This window comes from Streptomyces sp. NPDC005706 (assembly GCF_040631045.1).
Classification (GTDB): Bacteria; Actinomycetota; Actinomycetes; order Streptomycetales; family Streptomycetaceae; genus Streptomyces.
Window position 1 is genome coordinate 270,303 of sequence record NZ_JBEXYS010000004.1, and the last position, 20,811, is coordinate 291,113.

Sequence of the window (20,811 nt, forward strand, 5' to 3'; positions counted from 1 at the left end):
GCGGTGGGACGGTGCGGCCGCTGATCGGTGTGAGCACGTATCTGGAGCCGGGTGCGCGGTGGGGGGTGTGGGAGCTGACGGCCGCGCTGCTGCCGGCCGCGTATCCGCGGCTGGTGCAGCGGGCCGGCGGGCTGGCCGCCATGCTGCCGCCGGACGAGCCCGCGCGGGCCGCCGCCGTGGTGGCCCGGCTGGACGGGCTGGTCGTGGCGGGCGGCCCGGACGTCGACCCGGCGCGCTACGGCGCCGAGCGGTCCCCCCGTACGGGGCCGCCCGCTCCGGAGCGGGACGCCTGGGAACTGGCCCTGATCGAGTCGGCGTTGACGGCCGGGGTGCCGCTGCTGGGGATCTGCCGGGGCATGCAGCTGCTGAACGTCGCCCTCGGCGGCACGCTCGTGCAGCACCTGGACGGGCACGCGGAGCTGGTCGGCGTCTTCGGAGGGCATCAGGTGAAGCCCGTGCCGGGGACCCGGTACGCCGGGATCGTCCCGGAGGAGGTGACCGTGCCGACGTACCACCATCAGGCGGTGGAGCGGCTCGGGCAGGGGCTGGTGCCCTGCGCGCACACGGCGGACGGGACCGTGGAGGCGGTCGAGCCGCCGCCCGGGGAGGGCTGGGTGCTCGGGGTCCAGTGGCATCCGGAGATGGGGGACGACACCCGGGTCATGCGGGCGCTGGTACGGGCCGCCACGTCCTGAGCCGGACCGGGGCCCGGTCCGGGCGAAGCCCTAGCCCCGCGTCAGCGACAGCAGTTCCCGTGCCGGTCCGGTGGGCCGGTGTCCCGTCGGCCACACCGCGCGCAGGTCACGGCGCAGGGCGACGCCCTCGACCGGGATGCGCACCAGACGCCGCATCGCCAGCTCCTCCCCCACCGCCAGCTCGCTCAGCACCGACGGGCCGGCGCCGCTCACCGCCGAGGCCTTCACCGCCGTGGTGGAGGACAGCTCGATCAGCGGCCGGGCCAGGCCGCCGAGCGCCGTGTCCAGCACCTGGCGGGTGCCGGAGCCGCGTTCACGCAGGATCAGCGGGGTGGCCGCCAGTTCGGACGGGGTGAGCGGGCGCCGGCGGCGGGCCCAGGGATGCCCGGGTGCCGTGACGACGATCAGACGGTCCCGGGCGATCACCGCCGAGTCCAGGCCCGCCGGAACCGTCAGGCCCTCCACGAAGCCCAGGTCCGCCTCGCCGTCCAGGAGCAGTTCCGCGACCTTCGCCGAGTTGCCCGCGAGCAGGGACACCGCGGTGTCGGGCCGCTCGGCGTGCAGGGCGAGCAGCCAGCCCGGCAGCAGGTACTCGGCGATGGTCATGCTCGCCGCGACCCGCAGCCGGGAGTCCCGCCGATCGCGCAGCGCCCGCGCGCCCGCGTCGAAGGCCGCCGCCGCCTCCACCACCCGCCGGGCCCAGTCCGTCACCAGGGCGCCCGCGTCAGTGAGCCGGGAACCGCGCGGTGAGCGGTCGACCAGGGCCACACCGAGCTGCCGTTCCATCGAGCGCAGCCGGCTGCTGGCGGCGGGCTGGGTGATGCCCACCTCCCGGGCCGCCGCGCCGAGGCTGCCCAGCCGCGCCACGGCCAGCAGCAGTTCCAGCGCGCCGAGGTCGGGCACCCGGTGCGCCAGCGAGCCGCCGGGCAGGCCGTCGTCCGTCGCGTTCCGCTCGCTCATAAGACCAGCTTATGCCCCCATACACCGGTACTCCCTGGCCGGCCGGGACCGGCGGCGGGATCGTACGGACATGGTCATCGCAGCCCACTCCCTGCCCACCGCACGTGCCGCCCGGGTCCGGCACCTCGGCCCCAACTGGTACGCCTGCGTCATGGGAACCTCGGTCGTCGGCACGGCCGGTGCCGCGCTCCGCGCGCAGGTCCCCGGGCTGCGCGGGGCGTGCACCGCGCTGTGGGCGCTGTCCCTCGTCGCGCTGGTGGCCCTGCTGGCCGCCCGCGCCCGGCACTGGACGCACCACCGCGACCGGGCCCGCGCCCACCTCCTGGACCCGGCCGTGGCCCCCTTCTACGGCTGCCTGTCGATGGCCCTGCTGGCGGTGGGCGGCGGTGCGGCGACGGTCGGCCGGGACTGGATCGGCACCGGCCCCGCGCTGGCGCTCGACGCGGTCCTGTTCACCGCCGGTACCGCGGTGGGGCTGGCGGCCGCCGTCGCCGTGCCGTACCTGATGGCCGCGCACCACCGGGGCGGGCCCCGCGAGGCCGGCCCGGTCTGGCTGCTGCCGCTCGTCGCGCCGATGGTCTCCGCCGCGGTCGGGCCGCGCCTCGTGCCGCTGCTGCCGCCGGGGCAGCCGCGAGAGACGCTGCTGCTGGGGTGCTTCGCGCTGTTCGGGCTGAGCCTGCTGGCCACGCTGGCGACACTGCCGCTCGTCTTCGCCCGGCCGCTGGTCTCCGGCCCGCTGCCGCTCGCGCTCACCCCGGGGCTGTTCCTGGTCCTCGGTCCGCTCGGGCAGTCCACCACCGCCGTCGGCCTGATCGCGGACGCGGCTCCCGGGGTCGTACCGGCACCCTACGACCGCGGCCTCGGGGTGTTCGCGGTGCTGTACGGGGTGCCGGTCATGGGGTTCGCGCTGCTGTGGCTGGCGCTCGCCTCCGCGCACGTGGTCCGGGCCAGGCGGCGGGGCATGGGGTTCTCGATGACCTGGTGGGCGTTCACCTTCCCGGTGGGCACCTGCGTCACCGGCGCGGCCTCCCTCGCCGGGCACACCGGGCTCGCGGTGTACGACGCGCTGGCCACCGGTCTCTACGGCCTGCTGACCGCCGCATGGCTGGCGGCCGCGGCGGGGACGGTACGGGGGCTGCTCAGCGGTGAGCTGCCCGAAGCGCCCCGCCCAGCACCCGCGGCGCCTCGGCCAGCGACGGCCCGTACCAGGTCAGGTGGCGTCCGCTGACCAGTGCGCAGCGCAGGCCGGGGAAGGCCTCGGGGCCGTCCCCGGCGGTGAAGCGGTAGGGCTCGTCCGGCAGGACGACCAAATCCGGGTCCGCCGCGACCAGTTCCGCCAGGGGCACCCGGGGGTAGCGGTCGGCGTGGCCGGCGTACAGGTGCCGTACGCCGAGGCGGGCCAGCACGTCGCCCGCGAAGGTGTCCCGGCCCAGCACCATCCAGGGGCGGCGCCAGACGGGCACGACCGCCGTCGTCGGGGCCGGGGGTTCGGGCAGCTCCGCCCAGGCCGCCTCCGCCTGGTCCAGCCAGCGGGGCCGGGCCGGCGCGCCGCACGCCCTGAGCACCCGGTCCAGCTCGCGGAACGCCTGGGGCACCGCCCGCACCTCGGTGACCAGCACCTCGAGCCCCGCCGTACGCAGGGCGTCCAGGTCGGGAGCGCGGTTCTCCTCCTCGTTGGCGATCACCAGGTCGGGGGCGAGGGCGACGATCCGGTCGACGGCCGGGTTCTTGGTGCCGCCGATCCGGACGGCCCCGGTGTCCGGCGGGTGCGTGCACCAGTCGGTGACCCCGGCCAGCACGCCGGGCAGCGATTCGGCCACCGCCTCGGTCAGCGAGGGCACCAGGGAGACGACGCGCACCATGGCAGCTAGCGCGCCCGGTCCTGCACGGCCTCGATGTGCTCGGCGACCGCCACCACGATCACCCGGGTGTCCGGGACCGTCGCGCGCCAGCGGTGGCGGACCCCGCCGGTCAGGTACAGGGTGTCGCCGCGGCCCAGGCGGTAGGCGCGGCCCTCGGCCTCGATCTCGACGGCGCCGTCGGCGACGTACATCAGCTCGTCGTTGCGGTGCTGGAACTCGCGCCCGGCGTCGTGGTCGCCGGTGAACTCCGAGGCGTGCAGCTGGTGGTGGCCGCGCACCAGGGACCGGGTGCGGGGCAGGAAGTCGGACTCGGTGACGGGCTCGGCGCGTACGACGTCGACGCTGGCCGCGGGGTCGGCGGCGGCGAGGAGTTCCACCGCCGTGGTGCGCAGGGCGTCGGCCAGCTTCTCCAGGGAGCCGCGGCTCGGGCGGGCCTTGTCGTTCTCGACCTGGCTGAGGAAGGGCACCGAGAGGCCGGTGCGCTCGGCCACGACGGCGAGAGTGAGCTCCAGCGCGCGACGCCGCCGCCGTACGGCCGCGCCCACCCGCACGGGCTGCTGCTCTTTGTGGTCGCCCATCGCTCCGGCTCCCTCCTTCACTCGTCGTGCCGCCGGCCGGACGCCCGTCGCCGGGCGGTCCCCTGAAGAGTTGTCTGCACCCTACGCATGTTCGGCAAACCGTTTCACGCGCCTGTCACATCCCTGACACGCCGGTGGGCCCGCACCCCCACGGTTCACGCCAGTGCGGCGGCTCGCGATGCGGGACGGGTCTTGCTTGTTCCAAGGCCCGGACGGCCCCCGATGTTCCGCGGGGGCGGTGTTCATGACTCTCCGTGGTTGGCCGGATCCTTACCGTGGATGATCCGGGGAGCGTCGGGAAAGCCACGACGGCGTGCCGGGGCCCGGAAAAACCGCGAGGGGTGGGTGCCGCGGGCACGTCCGCGGCAGGACGTGTTCGCGGCACCCACCCCTCGGGTGACGGCCGGGACGGTCAGGTCATCCGGCCGCCTGGCTCTCGTGGCCCTTGCGGTCGATCGGGGCCCACTTGTCGGCCATGCCCGGGTGCTGCTTCAGCCAGGTACGGACGGCGTCCTGCTCCTTGCCCTTGCCGGACTTCTGGATCTGCGCCTCCAGCCCGGTGAGCTGCTTCTCGGTCATCGAGAAGTTCTTGAGCCAGGCCCCGACCTCGGGGTTGTCGGCGGCGAAGCCCTTGCGGGCGAGGGTGTGCACGCCGTCGCCCTTGCCCCAGGCGCCCGCGGGGTCCTTCAGCTTCTTCAGGTCGTAGTCGCTGTACGCCCAGTGCGGCGACCACAGGGTGACGACGACCGGCTCCTTCTTGGCGTAGGCGCGCTTGAGCTCGGCGAGCATCGCGGGCGTGGAGCCGTCGATGACCTCGTACTTGCCCTGCAGGCCGTAACTCTTGAGGACCTTGTCCTTGAGCATGCCCATCATGCCGGCGCTGGGCTCGATACCGACGATCTTGCCGCCGAACTCGGAGGCGTGGTCCTTCAGGTCCGCCAGGGAGTTCACGTCCTTCACGTAGGACGGGACGGACAGCTCGAGGGAGGTGGGGCCGTACCACTTGCCGAGGTCGTCCAGCTTGTCGCCGTACTTCTTCCAGTACTCGGCGTGCGTGGTGGGCAGCCAGGAGTCGGTCTCGAAGTCGAGCTGGCCGGTGGCGAGGCCGGTGTAGAGGGGGCCGGCCGCGTACTGGGTGGTGTTCACCTTGAAGCCGCGCTGCTCCAGGAGCTCCTTCCACAGGAACGTGGAGGCGATGCCCTCGTCCCAGGGGATGTAGCCGATGTTGATCTCCTTGCCCCGGCCGATGTCGGTGCCGGAGGCCTCGGAGGTGCCGGAGGAGCCGAAGACGCCCAGACCACCCGCGACGAGCGCGAGGGCGACCACACCGGCGACGGCGACCACCGGGCGCGGACGGTACGACCAGGTCGTCGTCCGGGTCTTGGCGGCGGCCCTGCGGCCGAGCGGGGAGAGCTGGGTGCCGAGGGAGCTGGTGACCCGGTCCAGGTAGATGGCGAGGACGACGATGCCGACGCCCGCCTCGAAGCCGTAGCCGATGTCGACCCGGCCGATGGCCTCGTTGACCGCGCCGCCGAGGCCGCCGGTGCCGACCATGCCGGCGATGACGACCATGGACAGGCCCAGCATGATCACCTGGTTGACGCCGGCCATGATGGTCGGCAGGGCCAGCGGCATCTGCACGCGCCACAGGGTGTCGCGCGGCGTGGTGCCGAACGCCTCCGCGGCCTCGACCAGTTCGGCGTCGACCTGCCGGATGCCCAGCTCGGTCATGCGGACGCCGGGGGCGAGCGCGAAGATCAGGGTGGCGACGACACCCGCGGCGGTGCCGAGACCGAAGAAGAGCATCGCGGGGATCAGCAGGACCATCGACGGCATCGTCTGGAGCAGGTCCAGGACGGGCCGCACGGCCGCGCTGACCGCCTTGGAGCGGGCGGCCCAGATACCCAGCGGGATGGAGATCACCAGGGCGATCACCGTGGCCACCAGGACGAGGGCCAGCGTCGACATCGCCCGGTCCCACAGGTCCAGCGAGTCGATCAGCGCGAACCCGGCGAAGGCGAGGACGCCGCCGAGCAGACCGCGCAGCCACCAGGCGATCACGCCGAGGATGCCGGCCATGAGCAGCGGGGCGGGCGCGGCGAGGACGGCGTCGATGCCGTCGTACATGCCCTCCATGACCGCGCGGATCGCGTCGAAGAGCCAGGACAGGTGGTCGACGAGCCAGTTGACACCGGAGTCGACCCAGTCGCCGAGAGGGATCCTAGGCACGGGCGATCACCTTTCCGCCGTTGTCGTTGTCGCAGGCGGTGGGGTCGCCCTGTTCGTCGCCGAGGAGGCCGACCAGACGCTGCCGCGGCACGACGCCGACGAGCCCGCGGCCGGCGTCCACGACGGCGACGGGGTGGCTGAGCCGGGCGCTGATCGCGCACAGCTCGGTGAAGGGCGTGCCGGGGGCGGCCGTCTCGCAGCCGCAGTCGGCCTCGTCGCCGCGGACGTCGGTGTCCATCACCGCGGCGGCGGTCAGCACCCGGGAGCGGTCGACGTCCTTGATGAAGGAGGCGACGTAGTCGTCCGCCGGGCGCAGCAGGATGTCCTCGGCGGTGCCGGTCTGGACGATCCGGCCGTCGCGCATGACGGCGATGCGGTCGCCGAGACGCATGGCCTCGTTGAGGTCGTGGGTGATGAAGACGATGGTCTTCTTCAGGGTCTTCTGCAGTTCCAGCAGCTGGTCCTGCATGTCGCGGCGGATCAGCGGGTCGAGGGCGCTGAAGGACTCGTCCATCAGCAGCAGGTCCGCGTCGGTGGCCAGGGCGCGGGCGAGGCCGACGCGCTGCTGCATGCCGCCGGACAGCTCGTCGGGCCAGGAGTCCTCCCAGCCGGCCAGACCGCACAGGGCGAGCGCCTCGTCGGCGCGGCGCTCGCGCTCGGCGCGGGGCACGCCCTGCACGGACAGGCCGTAGGCGGCGTTCTCGCGGACGCTGCGGTGCGGGAAGAGCGCGAAGTGCTGGAAGACCATGCTGATCTTCTTCGAGCGCAGTTCGCGCAGTTCACGGTCGCTGAGCCCGGTCAGGTCCTGGCCGTCGAAGCGGACGCGGCCGGCGGTCGGCTCGAGCAGGCCGTTGAGCATCCGCAGCAGGGTGGACTTGCCGGAGCCCGACAGACCCATGACGACGAATATCTCGCCCGCCTCGACCTGGAAGGAGGCGTCGACGACGGCGGCGGTGGTGCCGTCGGCGCGCAGCTCCTCCCGGTCGGTGCTCTCGCGCAGTTTCTCCACTGCCTGGTCCGGTCGTCTGCCGAACACCTTGAACAGGTGCTCGGCCTCAAGCCTTGGTTGCACGCGTGCCTCTCGTCTCGGCCGTACATGACAGAAGCCGCGCCTCCCCAGTTCCTGATTGGTCAAACTTTTAAGTGTCTTACGTCACAACGAGGCCGTGTCAGTGCCGTACGGCATGATGCGAGCGTGACCGGACGACTCATGCTCCTCGACACCGCCTCGCTCTACTTCCGCGCCTACTTCGGCGTACCGGACTCCGTGAAGGCGCCGGACGGCACCCCGGTGAACGCGGTGCGCGGACTGCTCGACTTCATCGACCGGCTGGTGAAGGACCACCGGCCCCAGCGGCTGGTGGCCTGCATGGACGCCGACTGGCGGCCGCAGTGGCGGGTGGACCTGATTCCGACGTACAAGGCGCACCGCGTCGCCGCGGAGCACGAGGGCGCGCCCGACGAGGAGGAGGTGCCGGACACGCTCTCCCCGCAGGTGCCGGTCATCGAGGCGGTGCTGGACGCCATCGGCATCGCCCGGGTCGGGGTCGCGGGGTACGAGGCGGACGACGTGATCGGCACGTTCACCGCGCGGGCCGGCGGCTCCGTGGACATCGTCACCGGCGACCGCGACCTGTACCAGCTCGTCGACGACGAGCGCGGCGTCCGGGTGCTCTACCCGCTGAAGGGGGTCGGCACGCTGCAGCTGACCGACGAGGCGGTGCTGCGCGAGAAGTATGGGGTCGACGGGCGCGGGTACGCGGATCTGGCGCTGCTGCGCGGCGACCCGAGCGACGGCCTGCCGGGCGTGCCCGGGATCGGCGAGAAGACGGCCGCCAAGCTGCTCGCCGAGTTCGGCGACCTGGCCGGGATCATGGCTGCGGCCGACGACCCGCGGGCGAGGCTCACGCCGTCGCAGCGCAAGCGGCTGACCGAGGCCCGGCCGTACCTCGCCGTCGCGCCGAAGGTGGTGCGGGTGGCCGGTGACGTCCCGCTGCCGGACGTCGACACCACCCTGCCCGGCGCCCCGCGCGATCCGGCGGGCCTGGAGGCACTGGCGGCGCGCTGGGGACTGGGCGGCTCCCTGGGGCGGCTGCTGACGACGCTCGGCACGTGATGCTAACTTAGGTAAACCTAACCAATGCAGCAGGAGGCCGTGATGGCAGAGCGTCCGGGACGAAAGCCGCGCAAGCCCTATACCGCCCAGGTGGTGCGGACCGAGCGGCTGACCCCGCACATGCAGCGCGTGGTGCTCGGTGGCGAGGGTCTCGCCGGGTTCGCCGCGGACACCTGCACCGACCACTATGTGAAGCTGCTGTTCGGCCCCGAAGGCGTCACCTACCCCGAGCCCTTCGACCTGGAGCGCGTCCGGGCGGAGTTCCCGCGTGAGCAGTGGCCGGTGACCCGGACGTACACCGTGCGCGCCTGGGATCCCGAGCACCGGGAGCTGACGCTGGACTTCGTGATCCACGGAGACGAGGGGCTGGCCGGGCCCTGGGCCACGCGGGCGCGCCCCGGTGACACCCTGCGCTTCAACGGCCCCGGCGGCGCCTACGCCCCCGACCGGAGTGCCGACTGGCACCTGCTCGCCGGTGACGAGAGCGCGCTGCCCGCGATCGCCCGCGCCCTGGAGACGCTGCCGGCCGGCGCCCGGGCGCACGCCTTCGTGGAGGTGGCGGGCCCCGAGGAGGAGCAGAAGATCGACTCCGATGTGGAGGTCGTCTGGCTGCACCGCGGGAACCGGCCGGTGGGCCAGGCCCTGGTCGAGGCCGTACGGGCGCTGGAGTTCCCCGCGGGCCGGCCGCACGCCTTCGTGCACGGCGAGGCGGCGTTCGTGAAGGAGCTGCGCCGGATGCTCCGGGTCGAGCTGCAGATCCCGCGCGAGGACCTGTCGATCTCCGGCTACTGGCGCCTCGGCCACAACGAGGACGGCTGGCAGGCCGCCAAGCGGGAGTGGAACGCCCGCATCGAGGCCGAGCAGGAGAGCGGCGACGCGGCGGCCGCCTGACCCCGGCCCCCTCACGGCGACCGGCCCCCGGCCCTCAACTCCCCGGCACACGGCCGGAGGTGACCGGGCTTGCCGGCCCGCTCGTACCCTTGACGTCGTGAGACGCCGTACCCCGCCCCCGCCCGCCCCGCTCCCCCAGCGCCACGGTGTCGACCCGGTGCGGGTGCGGCTGCCGCACGGCGGGGCGTGGGCGACCGTGCGGGAACATCTCGTGGCACGGCTGACCGGCGCCGGGCCCGGCACCGTCGAGGCCATGTTCGACGCGGGGCTCTTCGTCGGCGCCGACGGGCGGCCGGTCGCCCCGGAGGCGCCCTACCGGCCGGGGATGTTCGTGTGGTTCCACCGGGAGCCGCCCGCCGAGGTGCCGGTGCCCTTCCCGCTGGAGGTCGTGCACCGCGACGAGCACATCGTCGTGGCCGACAAACCGCACTTCCTCGCGACGACCCCGCGCGGTTCGCACGTCACCCAGACCGCGCTGGCCCGGCTCCGTGACGAGCTGGGTGTTCCGGCGCTGACCGCCGCGCACCGGCTGGACCGGCTCACCGCCGGCCTGGTGCTGTTCACGGTGCGGCCCGAGGAGCGCGGCGCCTACCAGACGATGTTCCGGGACCGGCGGGTGCGCAAGGAGTACGAGGCCGTGGCGCCGTACGATCCGGCGCTCGCCCTGCCCCGTACCGTGCGCAGCCGGATCGTGAAGGAGCGCGGGGTGCAGGCCGCGCGGGAGGTCGAGGGCGAGCCGAACGCGGTGACCCGGGTGGAGCTGGCCGGGCACCGGGACGGGCTGGGCCGGTACCGGCTGCTGCCGGAGACCGGGCAGACCCATCAGCTCCGGGTGCATCTGAACGCGCTGGGCGTGCCCATCCTCGGCGACCCGCTGTACCCGGAGGTGACCGGCCCCGTACCGCCCGGTGATTTCCGGCGCCCGCTGCAACTGCTGGCCCGGAGGCTGGAGTTCACCGACCCGGTCACCGGGGCGCGGCACGCCTTCGTCAGCGGGCGGACCCTGCGGGCCTGGTCCTGCCCGGCCGGGTGGGCCGGGCAGGAGCCGTAGCCGTCCCGCTCACGCCTCGCGGGGCCCGCCGCTCACTCCCCGCGCCACCAGCGCAGCAGCCGCTCCCACACGTTCTCGCGGCGGGGCGGTGCCGGCGCCGCGGGGACGGTGACGGGAACGTGAGCGGTGACCGGGGCGGGAACCGGCGGCCGGGGTCCGGCGGCGGGGGCCGGTTCGACGTGCGCGGTGACGGCCGGCGGGGCGGAGCGCTGCGGCGGGACGGTCGACGGGCCGGGCGGCAGGCTCGCGTCCTGCTGGGCCTTGGGCTCGAAGCGCACCGGCAGCGACACGAGGTGCCGGGACGCGATCGACGAGCGCCAGCGCAGGTCCTCCTCGGCGCAGTCGAGCTGGACGTCGGGCAGCCGCATCAGCAGCGCGTCCACACCGACGTCGGCGATGGCCCGGCCGATGTCCTGGCCGGGACACTCGTGCGGGCCGCCGCCGAACGCCAGGTGGGACCGGTTGCCCTGCATGCCGGCGGAGAGGTCGGGGCGCACCCGGGGGTCGACGTTGCCCGGGGCGGGCGCGAAGAGCAGTCCGTCGCCCCGGCGGATGCGCCGCCCGCCCAGCTCCGTGTCCTGCTTGGCGAAGTAGCCGAGGACGGTGCTGAACGGCGGCTCGTCCCACAGCGACTGCTCGATGGCCTCCGGCACCGTCATCTGGCCGCCGTTGAGCCGGGCGCGGAAGCCCGGCTCGGTCAGCACCATGCGCAGCGCGTTGGCGAGCAGGTTGACGGTGGCCTCGTAGGCCGCGAACAGGACGAGCCGCAGGTGCTCGCGGACCTCGTCGTCGGTGAGCCCCGCCGGGTGGGTGATGAGGTGGCTGGTGAAGTCGTCCTCGGGGCGGGCCCGGCGGCGGGCGGTGAGCCGGCCGAGCGCCTCCATGACGTAGGTGTGGCTCTGGATGGCGGTCTCGGTACCCTTGAGCGCGTCGCGGGCGGCCTGCACCAACCGGTCGCCGTACTCCTCGGGCATGCCGAGGATCTCGCACATCACGGCCATCGGCAGGTGCTCGGCGAACTGGGAGACCAGGTCGGCCCGGCCGCGCTCGCAGAAGTCGTTGACCAGGGTCTGGGTGGAGCGGCCGATGTGGCGGCGCAGGCCGCGGTGGTCGATGGGGGCCATGGCGCCGGTGACCGCCGCGCGCAGCCGCTGGTGCTCGTCGCCCTCGGCGTGCGAGCAGATGGGCTGCCAGGCGATGTGCGGCATGAGCGGGTGGTCGGGCTTGACCCGGTCCTGGAGCAGCGGGGCCCAGATGCGGCTGTCGCGGGTGTACTGGGAGGGGCTGCGCACCATCTGCAGGTTCTCGGCGTGGCCGAGGACCACCCACATCGGTACGTCGTCGTGGAGCAGTACGGGCGCCACGGGGCCGTGCAGCTCCCGCAGGTGCTCGTAGAGGCCGCCCAGGTCCTCGGCGTCGGGGCCGTGGATCCGGTGCGCCTCGCCGGGGCCGAGGCCGTGCGCCGGGCAGCCGGGCGGCGGGCCGGGGGTGGGTTCGAGGCCGGTCAGGGACTGGGGTTCAGACGTCACGGTGCAGCTCCGGAACGGATGGAGTGGGGGTCGGACACGGGTCAGCGCAGGGCGCCGGACAGGGCCAGGGAGTGCAGGAAGCGCATCAGGGTCATCAGCACGTCCTTGCTGGAGGCCCGGCGGCGCACGTCGCAGTCGATGATCGGGATCTCCGGGGCCAGGTCCAGCGCGGTGCGCAGTTCCTCGATCGGGTAACGGGGCGCGTCGGGGAAGGTGTTGACGGCGACGACGAAGGGCACGCCGCGTTCCTCGAGCCGTCCCATGACGTCGAAGCTCACTTCCAGGCGCCGGGTGTCGACCAGGACGACCGCGCCGAGCGCGCCTTCGAACAGGCCGTTCCACAGGAACCAGAAGCGTTCCTGGCCGGGGGTGCCGAACAGGTACAGCACCAGCTTGTCGGTGATGCCGATGCGGCCGAAGTCCATCGCCACGGTGGTGGCCGTCTTGGTGTCGGAGCCGTAGTCGTCGTCGACCCCGATGCCGGCCTGGGTCATGGTCTCCTCGGTGGTCAGCGGCCTGATGTCGCTGACCGAGCCGACCATGGTGGTCTTGCCGACGCCGAACCCGCCCACGATCACGATCTTCACCGCGGCCTGGGCCGTCTGCGGCAGGTGGTCCTCGGTGCGTGGGCCGGGGATGGTGTCAGAGCCGTTGAAGTCCATGCATCACCGCTTCGAGGAGTGAACGGTCGGGGAGCGCCTGGCGGACGATCGGGGCGCGCGCCTGCACCAGTTCGGCCGTGATCAGCTCGGTGAGCAGGACGGTCGTCGCGCTGAACGGCAGGTTGAGGTAGGCCGAGAGTTCGGCCACGGACAGCGGCGCGGTGCAGAGCCGGAGCACCGCCGCCTGCTCGGGGGAGGCGGAGGGTGTCGGCGCCGAGTGCGCCACGATCAGCGTCACCAGGTCGAGTTCGGCCCGGGCGCCGTCGGCGGGGCCAGCGATGGTGTACAGCCGCTCGGGGTTGCCGGGCCGCTCGGGGCCGTCCGCCGCTTTCGCGGACGGCGGGGGTGGCGGCGGGGGTGACGGGAGCTGCGGTGGCCGACGGCGTTTGCGTCGCGGAGGAGTCATACGGTCTGCCCGTTCCGCCGGGGCGGGCTCGTCAGATGGGCGCCGATCCGGACGACGAGGTCGCGCATCATGCCGCTCATCCGGCCCGGTTCGCAGGTCACGTCGGCGAGCACCGCGAGGAAGGCGTTGGCGCCGGCGTTCATGAGGTAGAAGTAGCCGCCGTCGATCTCGATGACGACGAGCTTCATGTCACCGCTGCCCTTGATCTCCTGGGTGATGGCACCGGCCAGACTCTGCATTCCCGCGCAGGCGGCGGCCACCCGGTCGGCGGTGTCGGGGTCGCCGCCGTGGCGGGCGATGCGCAGCCCGTCGGCGGAGAGGACCACGATCATCTGGATGCCCGGGACGCCGTCGTTGAGCTGCTTGAGCATCCAGTCGATGTTGCCGCGCTGCTGGATCACTTGAGGTTCCCCTCGTCGTCGGCCTCGGTGGGGCCTGCCGAATCGTCGATCAGGTGCAGGTAAGCGGTCGGGTTCCGGGTGAAGTCGGTCAGCTCGGCCGCGGTGGCGCCCTCGGGCATGCCCTTCTTCAGGCCGTCCCAGAAGGCGTCGACCCACATGCCCGGCGGCCGGTCCTTAAGCTTCTGGAGCTCGGGGTCGATCTCGGGCCCGGGTTCCGGTTCGGGCGCCGGCTGGGACCAGACGGTGGGCCTGCCCTCGCGTTCGGCGCGCTCGATGGCGGCCTGTTCGGCGATCCGCCGGCTGAGCGGGGTCTTCACCCGGCTGCGGCGCTGCGGCAGGCCGCCCGCCGTCCACTCGGTGACCTCGGGGACGTCGTCCTCCATGGAGATCCCGGCCGGGATGCGGGGGCTGGTGGGGCGGCGCTTCTTGGGCGGGCGCTTGGGGCCCTCCACGGCGCCGAGTTCGGGCATGGGCACCGCGGTGGCACCGATGCCGTGGGCGGCGCCGACGCCGGGCTCGGTGGTGGTCATCACGCGCGGCACGACGAGGATCGCGCGGACGCCGCCGTAGGCGGAGGCGCGCAGCGAGACCTGCATGTCGAACGCCTTGCAGAGCCGGCCGACGACGGCGAGGCCGAGGCGCGGGCTCTCGCCCAGGTTGTGGGCGTCGTCGGCCGCCATGGCGTCGGTGATCGCCTTCTCGATGCGGGCCCGGGACTCCTCGCTGAGGCTGACGCCGGCGTCCTCGATCTCGATGGCGAGGCCGGTCTGCACCTCGACGGCGGTGACGTGCACCTTGGTCGACGGCGGCGAGTAGCGGGTGGCGTTGTCGAGCAGTTCGGCGGCGGCGTGGATGATGGGCTCCACCGAGGTGCCCTTGATGTTGATGTTGACGATGGAGTTCAGGTCGATGCGCCGGTACTCCAGGATCCGGGACATCGCGCCGCGCAGGACGCTGTACAGCGACACGGGCAGCGGCCACTGGCGGCCGGGGCGGCCACCGCCGAGCACGGAGATGGAGTCGGCGAGGCGGCCGATCAGCGCGGTGCCGTGGTCGATGCGCAGCAGGTCGTCGAAGACCTCGGGGTTGCGGCCGTGGTCCTCCTCCATCTCGCGCAGTTCGTAGGCCTGCTGGTGGACGATGGCCTGGACGCGGCGGGCGATGCTGACGAAGGAGCGCTCGGTGGCGTCGCGCATCGAGATCTCGTGGTCGGCGCCGCGCAGTGCCGTGTGCAGCAGCGTGCGCTGCGAGTCGGGCAGGTGACGCAGTTCGGGGTCGCTGTCGACGACCTTGCGCATCACCTCCCGGAGCGGTTCTCCGGCGCGCAGGTGGAGCAGGGCGGTGGGCAGGACCTGGGTGCCGAGCCGGACGATCTCCGCGTCGTGGGTGGCGAGGCGGTGCTCCAGGTACGCGGTGTGACGGGCGTGTTCGGCCCGGGTCCCGCGGAGCCCGCGGTCGCGGCGGACGATCTCCGCGGTCAGGGCGAGGATCAGCAGCAGGGCCACGGTCCCGCACCCGACGACGGCGATCCGGGCGGCGGCCGGGACCAGGGAGGCGGCGGCCCCGGTCGCCCCTGCCATCACTATGGCCGGCGGCAACAGCACGCGCGCGAAGGGAAGTTCAGGGCCACCGGGAGGCTTTCGAACACTCACCATGGATGCCTTCTGAGACGAGTCGGCTGGGTGTCGGGGGAGCTTGCGCGGGGAAGAGTCACGGAACTACCGGGATCTTCGGGAGATTTGGGAACAGGCGCACGAATTGGCTCAACTCGGTGCGTCGCGGGCGAGCTTAGTCCGACCGGATCATCGCCGTGTCATATTCGGCAAGCACCTGAATTCACCCGTGCAACAGGAGTACGCTCGACTCCATTTACACGCTGCGCATTTGTTCGAACACCATCCGTGACGGCGTGCGGGTATGCGAAACCCGTTCACCGGGGCGGGTGAACGGGGAGGGTCGGCGCCGGACGCGACCGGCCGGGGGCCGGTCGCGTCCGCGCGAGCGGGCTCAGCCCACCGACGAGTAGGCCACCACGCCGCGCAGCAACTGGTCCACGGCCTTGCGCGCGGTCTTCGCCACGGTCGAGTTCCCGACGGGGGCGGCGGCGGAGATCTGCCCGAGCACGTCGATCACCTGCTTGCACCAGCGCACGAAGTCGCCCGCCGGCATCTCCGCCTCGCGCAGCACCTCGTCGAGGCCCTTGCCGGAGGCCCACATGTACGCGGCCCAGGCGAAGCCGAGATCCGGCTCGCGCTGGCCGACGCCCTCGGTCTGATTGATCCGGAACTCCTCCTCGACGGCGTCGAGCCGGCCCCAGATCCGGACCATCTCGCCGAGGGCGGCCTTCGCCTTGCCCGAGGGCAGCTTGGGCGCCGTCGCGTCGTCGCTCATCCGGGCCTCGTACACCAGCGCCGAGACGCAGGCGGCGAGTTCGGCCGGGGCGAGGTCCTCCCAGACGCCCTCGCGCAGGCATTCGCTGGCCAGCAGGTCCAGTTCGCCGTAGAGCCTGGCGAGCCGCCTGCCGTGCTCGGTGACCTCGTCGCCGCGCAGGTAGTCCAGCTCGGTGAGCAGCGCCACGATCCGGTCGAAGGTCCGCGCGATGGTGTTCGTACGGCCCTCGATCCGGCGCTCGAGCTGCGAGGTGTCGCGCAGCAGGCGGTGGTAGCGCTCGGCCCAGCGGGCGTGGTCCTCGCGGTCGTCGCAGCCGTGGCAGGGGTGCGCCCGGATCGCCGTGCGCAGCCGGGCGATCTCCCGGTCGTCGGCGGCCTGCGAACGCTTCTTGCGGGCCCGCTCCGGCGGGATGTGCCCGGCCTTGGTGCGCAGTGCCGAGGCGAGGTCCCGGCGGGACTGCGGGGAACGCGGGTTGAAGGACTTCGGGATCCGCATCCGGTCCAGCGCCTCGACGGGCACCGGGAAGTCCATCGACGCCAGCCGCTTGACCTGTCGTTCGGCCGTCAGCACCAGCGGGCGCGGACCGTCGTGGTGGTCGAAGTCGCGGTGGCCGTTGGAACGCCCGGCGGGCAGGCCCGGGTCCAGCACCAGGGCGAGGCCCGCGTACTTGCCGGTGGGCACGTGGATGACGTCACCCGGCTTGAGCCTCTCCAGGGCGACGGCGGCCTCGGCGCGCCGCTGGCTGGCGCCCTGCCGGGCCAGTTCGGTCTCCCGGTCCTTCAGCTCGCGGCGCAGTCGCGCGTACTCCTCGAAGTCGCCCAGGTGGCAGGTCATGGAGGCCTTGTAGCCGTCCAGGCCCTCCTCGTTGCGCTGCACCTGCCGGGAGATCCCGACGACCGACTTGTCGGCCTGGAACTGCGCGAAGGAGGTCTCCAGCAGCTCGCGGGAGCGGTGCCGGCCGAACTGCTCGACGAGGTTGACCGCCATGTTGTACGACGGCTTGAAGCTGGAGCGCAGCGGGTACGTGCGCGTGCCGGCCAGACCCGCCAGGTGCTCGGGGCTCATGCCGCGCTGCCACAGCACGACCGCGTGGCCCTCCACGTCGATGCCCCGGCGGCCGGCCCGGCCGGTGAGCTGCGTGTACTCGCCGGGGGTGATGTCGGCGTGCTGCTCGCCGTTCCACTTGACGAGCTTCTCCAGCACCACCGAACGGGCGGGCATGTTGATGCCGAGCGCGAGCGTCTCGGTCGCGAACACGGCCTTGACGAGACCGCGTACGAACAGCTCCTCCACTACCTCCTTGAAGGTCGGCAGCATGCCCGCGTGGTGGGCGGCGATACCGCGCTCCAGGCCCTCCAGCCACTCGTAGTACCCGAGGACGTGCAGGTCCTCCGGCGGAATGGCGGCGGTGCGCTCCTCGACGAGGGCCCGCACCCGTTCCCGGGCCTCGTCGTCGTTGAGCCTGAGGCCCGCGTACAGGCACTGCTGGACGGCGGCCTCGCAGGCGGCCCGGCTGAAGATGAAGGTGATGGCGGGCAGCAGGCCCTCGGCGTCCAGCCGCTCGATGACCTCGGGCCGGCCCGGCGTCCACACCCGGGAGCGCTGTCTGCGTTCCCGCTCCCGGTCGGCCTCGCGCATCGCGCGCCCGCGCCGCCGGTCCTGGTACGAGGGCCGGCTCGCCTCCATGCGGGCGAGCCGGGCGAGGTCGGGGTTGACGGCCTTCCTGTGGCCCTCGCCCTCCTCGAACAGGTCGTACATCCGGCGCCCGGCGAGCACGTGCTGGAACAGCGGCACGGGCCGGTGCTCGGAGACGATCACCTCGGTGTCGCCGCGGACGGTGTCCAGCCAGTCGCCGAACTCCTCGGCGTTGGAAACGGTCGCCGACAGCGACACCAGGGTCACCGACTCGGGCAGGTGGATGATCACTTCCTCCCAGACGGCGCCGCGGAAGCGGTCGGAGAGGTAGTGCACCTCGTCCATGACCACGTGGCCGAGGCCGAGGAGGGTCTGCGAGCCGGCGTACAGCATGTTCCGCAGCACCTCGGTGGTCATCACGACCACCGGGGCGTCGGAGTTCACGCTGTTGTCGCCGGTGAGCAGGCCGACCTTGGCCGCGCCGTAGCGGCGGCACAGGTCGGCGTACTTCTGGTTGGAGAGCGCCTTGATGGGGGTGGTGTAGAAGCACTTCTTGCCCTGCAGCAGGGCGAGGTGGACGGCGAACTCGCCCACGATCGTCTTGCCCGAGCCGGTGGGGGCGGCCACCAGCACGCCCTTCCCCGCCTCGAGCGCCTGACAGGCCTCGATCTGGAAGGGGTCGAGGCCGAAGTCGTACATCTCGCGGAAGGACGCGAGCGCGGTGGCCTGCTCGGCTGCCCGCTGACGGGCGGCCGCGTACCGCTCGGCCGGTGAGAGGTCCTCTGTCATCGTGCTTTCGAGCGTACCGGGCCGCACTGACAACAGGACGATCATTATCCGGATCACCCCGCCCGGGCGGGACGTGCCGGTCCCCGCGTCCCGTCGTGGCGGCCGACGTGAACTCCGTCACGGTCGTCACGGGCGCCGGAGCGGGCGCGGCCCCCTGTCCTAAGATCGTCCAGGCAATCAAGATCGATTGCCACGGGGTTGACCAACCTCTCTGACCAGGAGGAGAACCTTGAAGATCCGCTCCATAGCGGTGGCCGGTGCGGTGGCGTTCAGCGCCACCGTGTTCCCGATCGCGCTGGCCTCCACCGCCGAGGCCGCCAACTGTGTGACGGCGACCTACCACCCCAACGACAACGCCGTCGACATCCACAACGGATGCTCGACGACCAAGCACTACAAGGTGGCCGAGCGCTGGTGGCCGGACAGCGACTGCTTCACCATCAAGCCCGGGAAGACCAAGCACTACGAGGCCACGGGCTCGATCCAGGGGATCAAGGAGTGCTGAGGCGCTGAGGCGCACAGCCGAGGGGCCGGACGCATGCCGTCCGGCCCCTCACTCGTGTCCGCCTGGTCCCGCGCGGTCGCTCACGTCACGTCGTCGTAGCCGTTGTGCCGCAGGGACGGGTCGCCGTCGGCTCCGCCGCGGGTCTGCTCCGGCAGGGTCCGTGCGGCCGACACGCGCTCGACCTCGCCGACCGCCTCCGGCGTCAGGTCCAGCACGGAGGCCTCGTCGTCCGCCAGCCCGGCGTCGGGGTTGGCACGGCCGCGCCGCCGGTCGTTCAGCAGGGCGACGCCGACGGCCAGGAAGTACAGCAGCACGATGGGGCCGGAGAGGGCGATCATGCCGAACGGGTCCGTGGTCGGGGTGGCCACCGCGCCGAACACGAAGACACCCACCACCATGCCGCGCCACCAGCCGGCCATCCTGCGCCCGCTCACCATGCCCGCGAAGTTCAGCATCACGAGCAGCAGAGGCAGTTCGAAGGCTCCGCCGAAGACGAGGATCATCCGGACGATGAAGTCGAGGATCTTGTCCATCGGCAGGATGTTCGCCGAGCCGTCGGGCGTGATCCCCAGCAGCACCCGCATGCTGATCGGGAGGATCGTGTAGGCGAGCCAGGCACCGCCCAGGAACAGGGGCACCGCCGCCGAGACGAACCAGTACGTGTACTTCCGCTCGTGCTTGTGCAGGCCCGGCGCGACGAAGGCCCAGAGCTGGTACAGCCAGACGGGGCTCGAGACGACCATGCCGGCCATGAAGCAGACCTTGACCGTGGTGGTGAAGGGCGACAGCAGGTCGGTGTAGGCGATGACGGCGCAGCTGCCGCCGGTGGACTCGCCCAGTCCCTTGGTGCAACGCGGGACCGGATGCATGAGGAAGGACATCAGGTCCTGGCTGTAGAAGGCGAACACCACGGAGACCACCGTGATCGCCAGCATGCCCTTCGCGAGCCGGTTGCGCAGCTCACGCAGGTGCTCCACGAGGGGCATCCGCCCCTCGGGGTCCTTCTCTCTCTTGCGGGCAGACTTGAGCAACCCACGTCCTCATCTCGTGCGGCAGGCCGAACGTCCGGCCCTGCGTCAGCGCTTGGTGGTGTCCGACGGCTCGTTGACCGGGCGGGAGCTGGTCACGTCGCCGGGGGCCGCCTGGATGGTGCGCTGGGAGGGAGGCTGCTCGTTGGAGCCGGGCGCCGGGGCGGAGGTGTTGCCCTCGTCCTTCATCGCCTTGGCCTCGCTCTTGAGGATGCGCGCGGACTTGCCGAGCGAGCGCGCCATGTCCGGAAGCTTCTTCGCGCCGAACAGCAGGACGATGACGACGAGGATGAGAATGATCTCGGGGGCTCCGAGCCTTCCGAACATAAGTCTTTACCTTCTCACCGAGGCGACTGGGTGGGTGCTGTCCGACCAGTCGGACACGTGTCCGAGCGATCGTGCTGCCAGCGATCGTAACGCTCAGGGGTGAACGTGAGGCAATCCCCGTGCGTACTCCCGGTCCGCGGCACGCGCCTCGTTCTTCGCACCGCGATCAGCAGCGTACCTGCCCCGCCACCCAGCATGACAGGGCGAAGTGCCCCAAACCGCTTCCCTTACCAGACTCTCGGGGTCGTGCCGCTCACAGCGTGTCCACGGCGCGGGCCGCGCTCACCGCCGCCCGCTCCAGGTCCTCGGCGGCCCGGTTGATGCGGCGGGCGGAGTCGCCGACCTGCCGCCCCAGGCGCCGTGCCTCGAGGAAGACCCACACGGCGAGCACCCCCAGCACGGCGAGTGTCAGGAAACCCACGGCTACCGCGAACATCGGCCAGAACATGACGTCGACCTTAGACGGTCCTACACCGTGGAGTGCAGCCGCAGGGTGCGGACGCCTCCGCCGGTGAGCAGCTCGACGATCCGCTCCCCGGCGGGCTTGCGCACCGAGGCACCGCAGTCGGGGCAGGTGAAGGAGTAGAACGTCGTCCGGCTCGTGGCACCTATGGCCAGGCGCAGGGCGCCCGCGGCGAGTTCGAAACGGCCCCGGCAGTCCGGGCAGCCGGCCCGGAACAGCACCGCTCTTCTCATCCCGGCGAAGGCGGACGCCACCGTCATCGGGCCGCCCGCCTCCCTCGCGTCCCTCGTGGC

Annotated in this window: 21 protein-coding genes; 6 read left to right on the forward strand and 15 right to left on the reverse strand. The window is 72.5% G+C overall.

Going from position 1 to position 20,811, the window contains the following annotated elements; all coding sequences use genetic code 11:
• Window positions 1-20 precede the first annotated feature (20 nt).
• Window positions 21-695, forward strand: a complete 675-nt coding sequence (locus ABZ478_RS10315) for a gamma-glutamyl-gamma-aminobutyrate hydrolase family protein (RefSeq protein WP_359547516.1) — start codon at window positions 21-23, stop codon at window positions 693-695.
• Between the two features lie 30 nt (window positions 696-725).
• Here ABZ478_RS10315 and ABZ478_RS10320 read toward each other — a convergent pair whose 3' ends face one another.
• Entirely contained in the window at window positions 726-1,655 is a 930-nt protein-coding gene (locus tag ABZ478_RS10320; RefSeq protein ID WP_359547153.1) for a LysR family transcriptional regulator, read from the reverse strand.
• 70 nt (window positions 1,656-1,725) lie between these two features.
• Here ABZ478_RS10320 and ABZ478_RS10325 point away from each other — a divergent pair, with 70 nt between their 5' ends.
• A complete protein-coding gene (locus ABZ478_RS10325; RefSeq protein ID WP_359547156.1) occupies window positions 1,726-2,883 on the forward strand; it encodes a TDT family transporter in 1,158 nt (385 codons plus the stop codon).
• On the opposite strand, the gene ABZ478_RS10330 is transcribed toward ABZ478_RS10325, so the two are convergent.
• From ABZ478_RS10330 to ABZ478_RS10345, 4 genes are all read right to left on the reverse strand, one after another.
• Window positions 2,795-3,514: a helical backbone metal receptor gene (locus ABZ478_RS10330; protein WP_359547517.1), complete on the reverse strand. Its 720-nt coding sequence runs from the start codon at window positions 3,512-3,514 to the stop codon at window positions 2,795-2,797. The genes ABZ478_RS10325 and ABZ478_RS10330 overlap by 89 nt on opposite strands.
• 8 nt (window positions 3,515-3,522) lie before the next feature.
• Complete coding sequence (locus tag ABZ478_RS10335) at window positions 3,523-4,095, reverse strand: helix-turn-helix domain-containing protein (protein WP_143635319.1); 573 nt, start codon at window positions 4,093-4,095, stop codon at window positions 3,523-3,525.
• 417 nt (window positions 4,096-4,512) lie between these two features.
• Window positions 4,513-6,324, reverse strand: a complete 1,812-nt coding sequence (locus tag ABZ478_RS10340) for an ABC transporter permease/substrate binding protein (RefSeq protein ID WP_359547159.1) — start codon at window positions 6,322-6,324, stop codon at window positions 4,513-4,515.
• Entirely contained in the window at window positions 6,317-7,396 is a 1,080-nt protein-coding gene (locus tag ABZ478_RS10345; RefSeq protein ID WP_359547161.1) for a glycine betaine/L-proline ABC transporter ATP-binding protein, read from the reverse strand. The genes ABZ478_RS10340 and ABZ478_RS10345 overlap by 8 nt, the downstream gene beginning before the upstream one ends.
• A 123-nt stretch (window positions 7,397-7,519) precedes the next feature.
• Here ABZ478_RS10345 and ABZ478_RS10350 point away from each other — a divergent pair, with 123 nt between their 5' ends.
• The 3 genes from ABZ478_RS10350 to ABZ478_RS10360 all read left to right on the forward strand — a co-directional run bounded on the left by ABZ478_RS10350 (window position 7,520) and on the right by ABZ478_RS10360 (window position 10,382).
• Complete coding sequence (locus ABZ478_RS10350; protein WP_359547162.1) at window positions 7,520-8,440, forward strand: 5'-3' exonuclease; 921 nt, start codon at window positions 7,520-7,522, stop codon at window positions 8,438-8,440.
• A 42-nt stretch (window positions 8,441-8,482) separates the two neighbouring features.
• On the forward strand, window positions 8,483-9,331 hold the full coding sequence (locus ABZ478_RS10355) for a siderophore-interacting protein (RefSeq protein ID WP_359547164.1): 849 nt from the start codon (window positions 8,483-8,485) through the stop codon (window positions 9,329-9,331).
• Window positions 9,332-9,428: 97 nt separating this feature from the next.
• Window positions 9,429-10,382, forward strand: coding sequence for an RluA family pseudouridine synthase (locus ABZ478_RS10360; RefSeq protein ID WP_359547166.1), 954 nt, complete (start codon window positions 9,429-9,431; stop codon window positions 10,380-10,382).
• 32 nt (window positions 10,383-10,414) lie between these two features.
• Here ABZ478_RS10360 and ABZ478_RS10365 read toward each other — a convergent pair whose 3' ends face one another.
• From ABZ478_RS10365 to ABZ478_RS10390, 6 genes are all read right to left on the reverse strand, one after another.
• Complete coding sequence (locus ABZ478_RS10365; protein WP_359547168.1) at window positions 10,415-11,911, reverse strand: cytochrome P450; 1,497 nt, start codon at window positions 11,909-11,911, stop codon at window positions 10,415-10,417.
• Between the two features lie 41 nt (window positions 11,912-11,952).
• The gene (locus ABZ478_RS10370) at window positions 11,953-12,573 is read right to left on the reverse strand and encodes an ATP/GTP-binding protein (protein WP_358932072.1); all 621 of its coding nucleotides are present in this window, start codon (window positions 12,571-12,573) and stop codon (window positions 11,953-11,955) included.
• On the reverse strand, window positions 12,554-12,979 hold the full coding sequence (locus ABZ478_RS10375; RefSeq protein WP_359547170.1) for a DUF742 domain-containing protein: 426 nt from the start codon (window positions 12,977-12,979) through the stop codon (window positions 12,554-12,556). The genes ABZ478_RS10370 and ABZ478_RS10375 overlap by 20 nt, the downstream gene beginning before the upstream one ends.
• Window positions 12,976-13,380 (reverse strand): roadblock/LC7 domain-containing protein, encoded by a 405-nt coding sequence (locus ABZ478_RS10380; RefSeq protein ID WP_359547173.1) that lies wholly within the window; start codon window positions 13,378-13,380, stop codon window positions 12,976-12,978. Before ABZ478_RS10380 ends, ABZ478_RS10375 begins: the two co-directional genes overlap by 4 nt.
• A complete protein-coding gene (locus ABZ478_RS10385; RefSeq protein ID WP_359547175.1) occupies window positions 13,377-15,035 on the reverse strand; it encodes an ATP-binding protein in 1,659 nt (552 codons plus the stop codon). The genes ABZ478_RS10380 and ABZ478_RS10385 overlap by 4 nt, the downstream gene beginning before the upstream one ends.
• 352 nt (window positions 15,036-15,387) lie before the next feature.
• Window positions 15,388-18,240 carry a DEAD/DEAH box helicase gene (locus ABZ478_RS10390; RefSeq protein WP_359547177.1) on the reverse strand — a complete coding sequence of 951 codons (2,853 nt, stop codon included), beginning with the start codon at window positions 18,238-18,240 and terminating at the stop codon, window positions 15,388-15,390.
• Window positions 18,241-18,424: 184 nt separating this feature from the next.
• Here ABZ478_RS10390 and ABZ478_RS10395 point away from each other — a divergent pair, with 184 nt between their 5' ends.
• Window positions 18,425-18,700 (forward strand): hypothetical protein, encoded by a 276-nt coding sequence (locus tag ABZ478_RS10395; RefSeq protein WP_358932062.1) that lies wholly within the window; start codon window positions 18,425-18,427, stop codon window positions 18,698-18,700.
• Between the two features lie 80 nt (window positions 18,701-18,780).
• On the opposite strand, the gene tatC is transcribed toward ABZ478_RS10395, so the two are convergent.
• The 4 genes from tatC to ABZ478_RS10415 form a co-directional block, all read right to left on the reverse strand.
• Window positions 18,781-19,686, reverse strand: a complete 906-nt coding sequence (gene tatC / locus ABZ478_RS10400) for a twin-arginine translocase subunit TatC (protein ID WP_359547519.1) — start codon at window positions 19,684-19,686, stop codon at window positions 18,781-18,783.
• A gap of 90 nt (window positions 19,687-19,776) precedes the next feature.
• Window positions 19,777-20,055 carry a Sec-independent protein translocase subunit TatA gene (gene tatA / locus ABZ478_RS10405; protein WP_358932060.1) on the reverse strand — a complete coding sequence of 93 codons (279 nt, stop codon included), beginning with the start codon at window positions 20,053-20,055 and terminating at the stop codon, window positions 19,777-19,779.
• A gap of 253 nt (window positions 20,056-20,308) precedes the next feature.
• On the reverse strand, window positions 20,309-20,503 hold the full coding sequence (locus ABZ478_RS10410) for a hypothetical protein (protein WP_359547179.1): 195 nt from the start codon (window positions 20,501-20,503) through the stop codon (window positions 20,309-20,311).
• A gap of 20 nt (window positions 20,504-20,523) precedes the next feature.
• Window positions 20,524-20,778 carry a hypothetical protein gene (locus tag ABZ478_RS10415; RefSeq protein ID WP_359547522.1) on the reverse strand — a complete coding sequence of 85 codons (255 nt, stop codon included), beginning with the start codon at window positions 20,776-20,778 and terminating at the stop codon, window positions 20,524-20,526.
• Window positions 20,779-20,811 lie beyond the last annotated feature (33 nt).

Coding starts and splice junctions, on each gene's coding strand:
- ABZ478_RS10355 (WP_359547164.1), top strand. CDS start 8,483: ATGGCAGAGCGTCCGGGACGAAAGCCGCGCAAGCCCTATACCGCCCAG.
- tatA (WP_358932060.1), bottom strand. CDS start 20,055: ATGTTCGGAAGGCTCGGAGCCCCCGAGATCATTCTCATCCTCGTCGTC.
- ABZ478_RS10390 (WP_359547177.1), bottom strand. CDS start 18,240: ATGATCGTCCTGTTGTCAGTGCGGCCCGGTACGCTCGAAAGCACGATG.
- ABZ478_RS10325 (WP_359547156.1), top strand. CDS start 1,726: ATGGTCATCGCAGCCCACTCCCTGCCCACCGCACGTGCCGCCCGGGTC.
- ABZ478_RS10370 (WP_358932072.1), bottom strand. CDS start 12,573: ATGGACTTCAACGGCTCTGACACCATCCCCGGCCCACGCACCGAGGAC.
- ABZ478_RS10415 (WP_359547522.1), bottom strand. CDS start 20,778: ATGACGGTGGCGTCCGCCTTCGCCGGGATGAGAAGAGCGGTGCTGTTC.
- ABZ478_RS10335 (WP_143635319.1), bottom strand. CDS start 4,095: ATGGGCGACCACAAAGAGCAGCAGCCCGTGCGGGTGGGCGCGGCCGTA.
- tatC (WP_359547519.1), bottom strand. CDS start 19,686: ATGCCCCTCGTGGAGCACCTGCGTGAGCTGCGCAACCGGCTCGCGAAG.
- ABZ478_RS10410 (WP_359547179.1), bottom strand. CDS start 20,503: ATGTTCTGGCCGATGTTCGCGGTAGCCGTGGGTTTCCTGACACTCGCC.
- ABZ478_RS10320 (WP_359547153.1), bottom strand. CDS start 1,655: ATGAGCGAGCGGAACGCGACGGACGACGGCCTGCCCGGCGGCTCGCTG.
- ABZ478_RS10375 (WP_359547170.1), bottom strand. CDS start 12,979: ATGACTCCTCCGCGACGCAAACGCCGTCGGCCACCGCAGCTCCCGTCA.
- ABZ478_RS10385 (WP_359547175.1), bottom strand. CDS start 15,035: ATGGTGAGTGTTCGAAAGCCTCCCGGTGGCCCTGAACTTCCCTTCGCG.